The sequence below is a fragment of the Blautia faecis genome (assembly GCF_027662325.1).
Lineage (GTDB): Bacteria > Bacillota > Clostridia > Lachnospirales > Lachnospiraceae > Blautia_A > Blautia_A faecis.
Window position 1 is genome coordinate 1 of sequence record NZ_JAQDKY010000017.1, and the last position, 12,218, is coordinate 12,218.

A 12,218-nucleotide genomic window follows, 5' to 3' on the forward strand; every position below is an offset into this window, starting at 1 on the left:
CAGTCGCTTCGCGATCTGTCAGTAGGAGCTTTCAAGTCAAACGCCATAAAACTTGGCATGTAATTTTTCCAGTTAATAATTTTTAAAGGAGTAACTGCATGAATATTGATCCATCCATCCGTAAACTTCTTGATAATGAAACTACCATCCACGAAGCTCAGATCCGCGCTTTGTTCCAGACTCTTGACCGCAAATTTGGTCTTCGGGGGGCTTCTGTACCTATCCGCTTTGGTTACGATGAAGCTGTACTTGGCTCTTATACCCCGGCTTCTGCCCACGAAAAAGAAAGCTTCTATTTTTCCCTTCTGTTTATTGGTTATGCCGTAAAGAAGCCTCTTTCCAAAGAGGATCGCCTGGATCTTTATAAGCACGAATACGCCCATTATATGCAATACAATATGAAAATCCCGGCGCAGTATAACTGGCAGGCAGGAAAGCATGGAAGTGCCTGGAAATACTGCTGCTCTCTTGTGGGCGCAGCACCTACGCCTTATTACAGGATCGGAGAAAGCCTTCTGAAGCACGATTATGACAAAGCTCTGAAAAACCCTATTCACGACAAGACAGTTCCCATCCGGGACACCTACCGCCGTGAACAGGCCTACAAAAGCGCCAAACATAGCGAAATAAAATTCCAGGTAAACGATGTGGTAACTCATCCCAAATTTGGGGAAGGTACTGTAGAGGAAATCGTACAACTGTCCAATTCCGTCAGACTGCATATCCGGTTTGCAGATGATGAGGTAAAAAAGATTGACCAGAAATGGCTGCTACGGTCTGGTCATAAATAGTTATATTTTTACAAAACCCAATAAACTTATCATATAAAAGGAGTAAAAAGCCATGAAAAAAAATCATCATCTACACCGGCAGATTCACCTCTGCCTCATCATTTTACTGCTTCTGTTTTGCAGTTCAAGCCAGGTATTTGCCGCAGCAAGGGTAAATGTGAAAAATACCAGGATTAAATTATCAGCCACAAAGCTTACTTATAATAAAAAGGTACAGCGTCCAAAAGTAAGAGTAACTTATAAAGGAAAAGTCTTGAAGGAAAAGAAAAACTATATTGTAAAGTACTCTAAAGGCTGCAAAAAAGTAGGAACTTACACGGTTCAGATTATTGGAAAAGGCACTTATACCGGCACTGCTAAAAAACAGTTTGTTATTTTACCGCCGAAAGCCCAGATAATGAATATCTATGCAAAAACAGCAGCTGCAACTGTAGTAGTAAAAAGACAAACCTCCCAGACCAGTGGTTACCAGCTGCGCTATGCCACTAATTCAAAACTAAAAAATGCAAAAACTATAACAGTCAAAGGTAACAAAAACAACACAATTTTTCTCAATGGCCTCCGTGCCGGGACTACATATTATATGCAAACCCGCACTTACATGACCGTTAAAGGAAAAAAATACTATTCCAAATGGTCTTCTACAGGCCATTGCACAACAAACAGAGAGACAAACAGTACCCACCAAAGTGCAACCCCTACACCTACACCAACGCCTACATCCACACCGGTTCCTACACCCACACCGATTCCCAAAGCTGATCTGCCTGCACACGACCAAAAAGAAAATGCACCAGCTAAATATACATATGAAATTTACGGTCTGGACAAACAGAAGGCAGATATTTACACCGATTGTCTCAAACCTCTTTTTATAAAGACAGACAATCCGGATCCGAACTCTTTTTCCTTGATTTTTAATGGAAATGACTCGCGGACCAGCGCATACAGAAGTGGTTCATCTCGTTTCTTTGATGATATTCCTTTAGAAAACAATGACTCAGAAACTACTTCATTAGAGAAAGTAAAAGGCGGTTATATCAAATACGTGAAATTTTTCGAAGCAGGAACCTACACTGTAGAATTCAGGGAATATTCATTATCAGGTTATACGGTTGCAAATACAGTGACATTAAATGTTCTGGATTATGATCAGGCAGAAAACGCATGGCTGATTGACATTATTAACAAAACTACAACTGCTGATATGACTCCTTTTGAAAAGATGGACGCTATAAGTGCCTACCTCAGAGAACCAGGCCGCTTTAAATATTTAACCAGATATAACGATCATACAGTCGATCTGGCAGCAGATCCCAATGAGCCATTTTTTGTAACTTACCGTTGGAACTCTAGCACATCACCGTCAGTTCTCGGTGAGTTCGCTGAATTAGTCGGTGGATTTGATGATATTCATTATTGCTTTGGTGATTATCCGGTTGGCTCTCCATCATGGTCCATATGGCATTATGTGGTAAAGCTTACTATAGGAAATGAGACGCGAAACTACGCCGTTTGCCCAATGGGCTCAACCGGCAACATTGAAGAAATCAAAATGATTGATTTTTCCGATCTGAGCAATATGCGAAAGTTCGGATAATCTTAATTTAACAAATCAAATAAGTCCCCATCCCACTGTTTTAATTGCAAAAAACAGTGAATGGGGACTTTTTTCGATTATTCTATTTCTTAAGCTTCATTTTTACCGGCTCATACGTGGTATTCGTTTCATAGTCATATCCCCGTATTCCGATTTCGTCGGCAAGGTCCGTTTTCTGATAGCTTCTCTGGAAGGTGGCTTCTTTTCCAACCTCTGCCACCTCTGAACCACCGCCAAGGTCGGAAAGCTGCCACAGATTTCCATTCAGATCCATTACGTCAAGGGAAATACTGTCGCACTCTTCTAAGAAGATGCAATGGATTGTGACGTAATCGCCCACTTCTGTTTCTTCTATATCTGCGGACAGGATCTTTACTTTTCCAGCTGCAGTTATCCCTTCACCATCCACAGGCACATAGGTCATACTTTTCCCCTGGCTCTTATCTTCCAGCTGGAAAGTAATATTTGTACGCATCACATCATCAACGCACTTAGCATCCGGAAGCGTGGCAGTTCCGATGCAGGAAATGGTAAGATTCTTACTCTCATTTGTCTTTACCGCGGAAGAATAGAAATCTACTACATCATCTTCCAGATTTCGATAATCTCCCACTGCTGTTTCAATGCCAAGATCTGAATCAAAATCAAAGCTGGCTCCAACCTTTACGATGATCAGCCCTTTTTCTGCGGCATATTCTCCTATTGTCTTGTCACTTTCAATTCCAAGATTTCTTACAGGATCCTCATTCATGGTGTCTTGTCCTGCCAGAAGATATTTGCCTCTTTCTTTCGCTGTGACTTCCACCACCACCTGGACACTGTTCTTATCACATAGGGCTTCCTTCACGGTGTAAGTGAGAATGGAATCGCCATCTTCCTGCTGCACCGGATCTTTTTCAATCAGCCCCTTGGCTTCTTCCGGCATCTTATTTCCAACTTCCTGAAAAAAACCGGAAATTCCTATATACTTCTCTGCTGCAAAAACAGTGGCACCAAATGCCATCACTGCCGCAAATGTCAGGATTAAACTGCGCTTCCAGTTTTTCCGTGTACCAATTTTTCCCATTCTGTCAGTGCCATTTATTACTTTTCCCGTTTTTTCTTCTTTCTGATACCCTCTATCGGACTCTGCCGAATTCTCTATCATTTCCAATGTCTCATCTACACGCCTGCGCACACATTCCGGCACTTCTGTTTCTTCTGAAAAAACATCAAACAATTTATCATCCATGAATATATCCTCCTTCATACTCTGCACGAAGCTGTTTTCTGGCTCTGGAGAGCCTTGTAAGCACTGTATTCTGGCTGATTTCCAGAAGAGCGGCAATTTCCTTTACACTAAGGGATTTGCTGTAATACAAAAGCATCACCACCTGGTACTTCTCTTCCAGGGATGCCAGGATTTCCTTCCACTCACAATCTACATAGCCTGATTCCTCGAAGATTCCCTCTTCCATTTCCATCGTAGGAAAAACACGGCCTTTATGCCGAAGCATTTCATTGCAGTTATTGATCAAAATCCGAATCATCCAGGTTTTGAAGTAAGAATCCTTTTTTAAAGTGGAAAGCTTCTCATAACACTTTAAAATCGTTTCCTGTATGGCATCTGCCACATCTTCGTCATTCTTCAGATAGGCCCAGGCTACTTTATACATGCTCTGGGTATTCATCCGGATGAGCTGTGCAAATGCACCGGAATCTCCGGATTTTGCCTTTTTCACCAAATTCTCCATAAGGTTTTTCGCTCCTTTTTGTGTTCTGCAGTACACGAAATCAATTGCTGTATTTCCTTTTACATACATTAGATGGAAATAGCCGGGAAAATATTTCATTAAAATCATTAAATATAGCGCAAGAACTATATTGATGGCAATGCATCTGCGGCGACGAAAATCAAAGTAATGAAGATACAAAAAATATCCTGGATAAGTTACAATGCGGAAAAAGCTTTGTACTTACCAGGATATTTCTTTTTTAACGTTTTATTTGCAACGTTTTATTTGAAGTACTCAACACCGGACTCAAAGATCTGAATATCCTGCTGTCCATAGATGTTGATTGCAACGCCATTGTCGCGGCGCTCGCTGTGTGCCATCTTACCAAGGACACGTCCATCCGGGCTTGTGATACCCTCAATGTTATAGGTAGATCCGTTGATATTGGATTCTTCGGACTGATCCAGCTCTCCGTTTGGATTTACATACTGGGTAGCTACCTGACCGTTTGCAAGGAGCTTAGCAAGCCATTCATCGTTTGCTACGAAGCGTCCCTCACCGTGGGAAGCCGGGTTGCAGTATACACCGCCAAGTGTGGCTTTCTGCAGCCATGGAGACTTGTTGCTTACAACCTTTGTGTAAACCATCTTGGAAATATGACGTCCGATGGTGTTATAGGTCAGTGTAGGAGAATCCTCTTTCTGTCCGCAGATCTCGCCGTATGGAACAAGTCCCAGCTTGATCAGCGCCTGGAATCCATTACAGATACCAAGTGCAAGACCATCTCTCTCATTTAACAGCTTCATAACAGCTTCTTTGATCTTTGCATTCTGGAAGGCAGTTGCAAAGAATTTCGCAGAACCGTCTGGCTCATCACCAGCGGAGAAGCCGCCTGGGAACATGATCATCTGTGCCTGATCAATGGATTTCTCAAATATTTCCACAGAATCACGGATATCCTCTGCACTTAAGTTCTTAAATACCTTAACGTCTACCTCAGCTCCGGCTCTCTCGAATGCCTTTGTACTGTCGTACTCACAGTTTGTTCCTGGGAATACAGGAATGAATACGCGAGGTTTTGCTACTTTATGCTTGCAGACATAAATATTCTTTGTATTATAAATACCATTCTCATAGGTTGCTTCCGGATCTGCTGTCTTTACAGCCATGGCAACTGGTCCATCGTTTTCTTCACCAGAGGTTGTCTTAAAGACCTTCTCCAGAGTGCCTGTCCATGCCTTGTAAGCCTCATCTACTGTGAGCTCAGCATTTCCATATGAGAATTTACCATTATCTGTTACTTCACCGATCACGGTATATGTGATAGAAAGCTGACCAACCTTTTCAGCCGGAACTTCCAGAACCAGATCGCCGAAGCCTGGTGCAAAGAAGTCTCTTGGATCCAGATTATGCTCGATCTTCACGCCCATTGCATTTCCAAATGCCATCTTGCTGACTGCTGCCGCAATACCGTGACGGTCAAGTGCATAAGCGGAAACCACTTTTCCAGCCTGCATATCATTGTGAAGCTTCTCATACTGCTCCATAATGCCTGTATAGTCTGGTAAATCGTACTGATCCTTGGGTGCACGAAGCCATACCAGTTTATTTCCAGCCTTTTTCAGCTCTGGTGTAATCACATCCTGAAGCTTGGCAACATCCACTGCAAAGGAAACCAGTGTTGGCGGAACATCAATGTCATTGAAGGTTCCGGACATACTGTCCTTACCACCGATAGACGGAAGACCGAAGCCCATCTGTGCTGCATAAGCACCAAGAAGTGCTGCAAATGGCTGGCTCCATCTCTTTGGATCCTCTGTCATACGACGGAAGTATTCCTGGAAGGTGAAGCGGATCTTCTTATAATCACCACCTGCTGCCACGATTCTTGCAACAGATTCTGTCACTGCATAAGCAGCTCCGTGATATGGGCTCCAGGAGGATAAGTATGGATCAAAGCCATAGCTCATCATAGTTACAGTATTAGTTGTTCCATTCTGTACAGGTACCTTTGCAACCATTGCCTGAGTCTCTGTAAGCTGATTTTTACCGCCATAAGGCATAAGAACGCTTCCTGCACCAATGGAGCTGTCAAACATCTCTACAAGGCCCTTCTGGGAGCATACATTTAAGTCTGCCAGTGTGGAAAGCCATTTTTCTCTTACATCGGCTACGTCCGGACGCTCTTCAAAAAGGTTGCCCTCTTTATTCGGGATTTCAACTTCTACGGTTGTCTCCTGATGTGCACCGTTGGTATCAAGGAATGCACGGGAAATATTTACAACCTCTTTTCCTCTCCAGGAAAGCACCAGTCTTGGCTCTTTTGTTACAACTGCAACCGGAACTGCCTCCAGGTTCTCTTCGTTTGCAAAACCAAGGAATTTCTCTACGTCTTCCGGAGCAACAACAACTGCCATACGCTCCTGGGACTCGGAAATTGCGATCTCAGTACCGTCAAGACCTGCATATTTTTTCGGAACTTTGTCAAGGTCGATCTGAAGACCAGGTGCCAGCTCTCCGATTGCTACGGATACACCGCCTGCACCGAAGTCGTTACATTTCTTAATGATATAGCTGACTTCCTCACGACGGAACATACGCTGGATCTTACGCTCTGTAGGTGCATTTCCTTTCTGTACCTCAGCGCCGCAGACCTCGATAGAAGCCTCTGTATGTACCTTGGAGGAACCGGTAGCACCACCGATGCCGTCACGTCCGGTACGTCCGCCAAGAAGGATGATGATATCTCCCGGATCAGAGTTCTCACGGATAACTGCACGTCTTGGAGCAGCACCCATAACTGCACCGATCTCCATACGTTTTGCAACGTAATTCGGATGATAGATTTCTTTTACATAACCGGTAGCAAGACCGATCTGGTTGCCGTAGGAGCTGTAGCCGTGGGCTGCGCCACGAACCAATTTCTTCTGCGGAAGCTTGCCCTTCAGAGTCTCTTTTACAGAAACAGTAGGATCTGCTGCTCCTGTTACACGCATTGCCTGATATACATAAGTACGTCCGGAAAGTGGGTCACGGATTGCACCGCCAAGACAGGTAGCTGCGCCACCAAATGGCTCGATTTCTGTCGGATGGTTGTGTGTCTCATTCTTGAAGTTGATCAGCCATTCCTCTTCTTTTCCATTTACATCAACCGGCACTACAATACTGCAGGCATTGATCTCGTCGGACTCTTCCTGATCCTGAAGCTTGCCTTCGGATTTCAGTTTCTTCATAGCCATAAGGGCAAGATCCATCAGGCAGACGAATTTGTCGTCCCGTCCCTTATAAAGGACTTCTCTGTCGGAAAGATATCTGTTATAGGTATCAACGATAGGAGTTTTATAATCACCTTCGTCAAATTTCACCTGTGTAAGCTCAGTGGAGAATGTGGTATGACGGCAATGATCAGACCAGTATGTATCCAGAACACGGATCTCGGTCATGGATGGATCACGTTTCTCCTCGTTCTTAAAATAGTTCTGAATATGAAGGAAATCCTTAAATGTCATAGCAAGGTTCAGGGAACTGTAAAGCTCTTTTAATGGTGCTTCCTCCATATCACGGAAGCCATCAAAGATCTTAACATCTTCCGGATCCTTGAACTCTGTAACCAGTGTCTCCGGCTTCTGAAGGCCTGTCTCACGGGAATCTACAGGGTTAATGCAGTGATTCTTGATTGCCTCGAATTCTTCCTCTGTAATGTCACCTTCGATCACATAAGTAGTTGCTGAACGGATAATTGGCTGTGCATTTTCGTCCAGGAACTGTACGCACTGTACAGCGGAATCGGCTCTCTGGTCAAACTGGCCAGGAAGGAATTCTACAGAAAAAATATGTGCGCCATCTGCTGCCTCGAATTTCTCCAGGTAAAGGTCATCTACCGGAGGCTCGGCAAACACGGTATGGCATGCTTTTTCAAATACATCATCAGAAATATTCTCTACGTCATAGCGGATCAGTTCCCGCACGTTTGTTACAGTCTGAATGCCCAGATAAGAGCTGATCTCATGCTTCAGTTCTTTGGCTTTTACGGCAAAGGATGGTTTCTTTTCTACGTATACTCGTCTTACGTTACTCATTGGAAAACTCCTTTCGTGAATGTGAAATCGTAGTGTGGTGTGCTTTTTCATTTTGAAAAAATTGGATGACTGCGCAAAACTGCATCCATTCTTGCACATTTTCGTTTATTATAGTATCATAGGTTTTATCATAAGTAAAATTAATATATCTTATATTTTTTATTACTATTACTTCTATATGTAAATAAACATGGCTCATCAGTCATAGCAGAGTTTGAGTTACTGTTCACTGACAATATTCCGCGAGGTGTTTTTTGTGAACAAAGTTCACAGAAAACCCGAGAATTAAGTTTGCGCAGCAAACGCTACTTCTTGTGCTTGTCACAAGAAGGTTCGTCTTTCTGTGCATCGCGAAGCGTGTTACTGGTCACGGAGTGGACAGTAACGAGTTTGATTTTGGAGGATTTATATATGGATATCAATCTTGAATTATACAAATGCTTTTACTACGTTGCCACCACCTTAAGCTTCTCTGAAGCCTCCCGCCAGCTGTTCATTTCCCAGTCTGCAGTAAGCCAGGGAATCAAGACTCTGGAAAAAAAGCTGGGACGGGAACTGTTTTTCCGAAGCACCAAGAAGGTTTCCCTTACCCCTGAGGGAGAAATACTTTTCCAGCATGTCAAACCGGCCCTGGAAATGCTTTCCCAGGGGGAGGCACAGCTTCTTGAGGAAGACAGACTTCAGGGGCAGCTGCGGATCGGGGCAAGCGATACCATCTGCCGGTACTTTCTGATTGACTACCTGAAGCGCTTTCATCAGGATTATCCTGGAGTGCGGATCAAGGTCACAAACAGCACCTCCATGGGCTGCGTGGAGCTTCTGGAAAACCGGCAGGTGGACCTGATCGTAAGCAATCTTCCCAATTCCCGGCTTACCGCACACACAAAAGTACAGGTGGTAAAAGAATTTCGGGATATTTTTGTTGCCAATCCGGACTTTTTTCCACTTGAAGGAAAAGCCCTGGAAATAAAGAAGCTGATGGAATATCCTCTTCTCACCCTTTCGTCCAAAAGCACAACAAGTGAATATCTTCATCAGTTTTTTGCATCCCACAGACAGAATCTGATTCCGGAGGTTGAGCTTAACAGCAATGATCTGCTTATTGATCTGGCACGCATTGGTCTTGGAATTGCCTGTGTTCCGGATTACATGCTGGCTTCTTTACGTGGACAGGAAACCGCTCTGATAGAGGTCAGCCTGAAGCAGCAGCTTCCACCCAGACAATTAGCCCTTGTATATCACGAAAGCCTTCCTTTATCCCAGGCTGCCCAGAAGTTTTTTGACTATTTTTCATCAAAAAGCACAAAAACCACTTCTTTTTAGCATATTTTGATAGCTAAATATTATCATATCATGTACAATGTAGATGTATGAAAAAAACAATGGGAGGTATTAAATTTTATGGATCTTTCAACTTTGGTAAAAATGTCAAACACTTACGGAAGCAATCCTGCTTACGTTCTTGCAGGCGGTGGAAATACTTCTGTCAAAGATGAAACCACACTGTATGTAAAGGGCTCCGGTACACAGCTTGCCACCATTAAGGCAGAGGAATTCGTTGAGATGAGCCGCGCCCGTCTCAATGAGATCATGAAAACAGAATATCCGGGAAATGACACTGAGCGTGAAGCTGCCTATCTTGCAGATGTAATGGCTGCAGTGACCGATGCAGATAAGACCAAGCGTCCAAGCGTGGAAGCATTACTTCACAATTTATTTGCATATACCTATGTACTGCATGTTCATCCTACTCTTGTAAATGGTCTGACATGCGGCAATGGCGCAAAGGCACTTTCCGAGCAGCTCCTTGGTAAAGAGGTTCTCTGGATCGACATCTGTAAACCAGGATACACACTTGCACGTATCTGTTATGAGAAAATGAACGCTTATAAAGAAGAATTTGGAAAAGATGTTCAGGTTCTTCTGCTTCAGAATCACGGTATTTTCGTAGCTGCAAATACCGTAGAAGAGATTGGTGTTTTATTTGATGGCGTGATCTCCACCCTTGAAAAACAGGTAAAACGAACAGCTGACGTCAGTGATGCTGTTACCCCTGAAAAAGAGGCTGCTGCACAGAAGCTTTCCCAGCTGCTCGGACATGCTGTAGAGGTTGTACCGGCTGCTGAAGCAGATAATTTTGTAAAAAATAAAGAAGCTGCCGCACCGCTTCTGAAACCATTCACCCCTGATCACATTGTATATTGCGGTCCATATCCGTTATTTGTTGAAAACATTGATCAGGCAAAAGAAGCACTGGATGCATTTATGGCTGAAAATGATAAAGAACCAAGACTGATCCTGGTTCAGGGCGTTGGTGCATTTATTATGGAAGATGACAAGGGGAAAGCTGCCAAGGCTCAGCTTCTTGCTAAGGATGCCATCAAGCTTGCTGTCTATGCAGAAAGCTTCGGCGGTCCGCTTCAGATGACAGATGAGATCACTTATTTCATTACCCATTGGGAAGCAGAGGCTTACCGCAGTAAGAAATAAAGAAAAGAAAAAGATTCTGGTAAAAACAGGATGTTACAATCTTGTTTTTACACAGAATCTTTTTTTGCAAAATGTTCGCCACAATTTGTGTGATTTTCTATAGTGCTCTCAGCCTCTTACTGTGGCAGAACTCCATCTGCTGCTTCAATATACGGATTATCGATCTCATCAAAGGCGCCCTCGTCAACCTTGGCTGCATAGGCCGGGTCGATTGGCATTTTGCCAAGAACCGGAACATTTAGGGATGCGGCAATCTCGTCAATGTGGCTTTCGCCAAATACTTTCAGTTCTTTGCCGCAGTCTGGACATTTCACATAGCTGTAGTTCTCTACAAGGCCCAGAACCGGCACCTTCATCATTCCAGCCATATTGTATGCCTTCTTCACGATCATGCTTACAAGATCCTGTGGAGAGGTTACGATCACGATTCCCTGAATCGGAAGGGACTGGAATACAGTCAGCGGAACGTCTCCTGTTCCTGGTGGCATATCTACGAACAGGTAATCTACATCACCCCAGATAACATCTGTCCAGAACTGTTTTACCATGTTGCCAAGGATCGGTCCCCGCCAGATTACCGGAGTGTCCTCAGTTGGAAGAAGCAGGTTAATGGACATAACCTTGATTCCGTTTTTGGTCTCCATAGGGAAAATACCGCTGTCGTTTGCCTGGGCAGCGCCTTTCAGGCCATACATTTTCGGGATGGATGGTCCGGTAATGTCTGCGTCAAGGATTCCTACTTTATAGCCTTTCTTTGCCATTCTGTTTGCAAGAGATGCTGTCACGAAGGATTTTCCAACGCCGCCTTTACCACTTACAATACCGATCACATGCTTTACATTGGACATTGCATTCATTGCAGCCTGCATGCTCTGCGGATTTTTCTTGCTGGCACAGCCTTCACAGCTTGATTTGTCGCAAGTCTTGCTGTCACATTCTTTTGCCATTTTTATCTATCTCCTTTTTCCTTATTTATTTCATAAACCTGTCAATTGCACGTTCCAGTTCCTTGATGGCGTCCTTGTCTCCATGCTCTACCGCATCCACAATACAGTGTTCAATGTGATCCTGTAAAATAATCTTGCCTGTATTATTAATAGCAGATTTCACTGCGGAAAGCTGGATCAGCACTTCGCTGCAGTCCCGGCCGTCTTCCACCATACGTTTGATGGATTCCAGGTGCCCGATTGCACGGGAAAGCCGGTTCAGTACAGCCTTGGTCTGTGCATGACTGTGGTGATGTCCGTGTTCTCCATGGGAATGCATGACAGTGGTGCCATCTTCCAGAACATGGGTATGCATATGCTCTTCCTCGCCTTCATGCAGGTGGTTCTCTAAATGTTCTTCTATCATGTCATCCTCCTGTATTTGCCAACCATTTCGCATATCCAACAGTGTTCTGTGGATGGTTTCTGACTGGTGTAATTCTTTTGAAGCACGTCCGTTTATTATAACATACTTCCCTTAAATATGCACTATTTCTGATGATTGTATTAAAAAATATGCCTTAGAGCCTGTTTGAAAAATCATTCCCGCAAGATGT

General features: G+C 43.8%; 9 protein-coding genes. 4 read left to right on the top strand and 5 right to left on the bottom strand.

Annotated features, from left to right (window positions below; translation table 11 throughout):
* Window positions 1-98 precede the first annotated feature (98 nt).
* Both PGQ38_RS09590 and PGQ38_RS09595 read left to right on the top strand, forming a co-directional pair.
* A complete protein-coding gene (locus PGQ38_RS09590; protein ID WP_226854329.1) occupies window positions 99-791 on the top strand; it encodes a hypothetical protein in 693 nt (230 codons plus the stop codon).
* 52 nt (window positions 792-843) lie between these two features.
* Window positions 844-2,391 (top strand): hypothetical protein, encoded by a 1,548-nt coding sequence (locus tag PGQ38_RS09595; RefSeq protein ID WP_173718249.1) that lies wholly within the window; start codon window positions 844-846, stop codon window positions 2,389-2,391.
* 82 nt (window positions 2,392-2,473) lie between these two features.
* Here the strand turns inward: PGQ38_RS09595 and PGQ38_RS09600 are convergent, their stop codons facing one another.
* The 3 genes from PGQ38_RS09600 to PGQ38_RS09610 all read right to left on the bottom strand — a co-directional run bounded on the left by PGQ38_RS09600 (window position 2,474) and on the right by PGQ38_RS09610 (window position 8,185).
* A complete protein-coding gene (locus PGQ38_RS09600; RefSeq protein WP_195699039.1) occupies window positions 2,474-3,622 on the bottom strand; it encodes a hypothetical protein in 1,149 nt (382 codons plus the stop codon).
* On the bottom strand, window positions 3,615-4,124 hold the full coding sequence (locus PGQ38_RS09605; RefSeq protein WP_118581320.1) for a sigma-70 family RNA polymerase sigma factor: 510 nt from the start codon (window positions 4,122-4,124) through the stop codon (window positions 3,615-3,617). The genes PGQ38_RS09600 and PGQ38_RS09605 overlap by 8 nt, the downstream gene beginning before the upstream one ends.
* A gap of 263 nt (window positions 4,125-4,387) precedes the next feature.
* Window positions 4,388-8,185: a phosphoribosylformylglycinamidine synthase gene (locus tag PGQ38_RS09610; protein WP_118581142.1), complete on the bottom strand. Its 3,798-nt coding sequence runs from the start codon at window positions 8,183-8,185 to the stop codon at window positions 4,388-4,390.
* Between the two features lie 411 nt (window positions 8,186-8,596).
* Between PGQ38_RS09610 and PGQ38_RS09615 the strand changes: the two genes are divergently transcribed.
* A complete protein-coding gene (locus PGQ38_RS09615) occupies window positions 8,597-9,508 on the top strand; it encodes a LysR family transcriptional regulator (protein WP_187565486.1) in 912 nt (303 codons plus the stop codon).
* Between the two features lie 78 nt (window positions 9,509-9,586).
* Entirely contained in the window at window positions 9,587-10,675 is a 1,089-nt protein-coding gene (locus tag PGQ38_RS09620; protein WP_173771781.1) for a class II aldolase/adducin family protein, read from the top strand.
* Window positions 10,676-10,791: 116 nt separating this feature from the next.
* Here the strand turns inward: PGQ38_RS09620 and PGQ38_RS09625 are convergent, their stop codons facing one another.
* On the bottom strand, window positions 10,792-11,622 hold the full coding sequence (locus tag PGQ38_RS09625) for an Mrp/NBP35 family ATP-binding protein (RefSeq protein WP_118581151.1): 831 nt from the start codon (window positions 11,620-11,622) through the stop codon (window positions 10,792-10,794).
* 25 nt (window positions 11,623-11,647) lie between these two features.
* Window positions 11,648-12,028: a metal-sensing transcriptional repressor gene (locus PGQ38_RS09630; protein ID WP_173716314.1), complete on the bottom strand. Its 381-nt coding sequence runs from the start codon at window positions 12,026-12,028 to the stop codon at window positions 11,648-11,650.
* Between the last annotated feature and the right edge of the window lie 190 nt (window positions 12,029-12,218).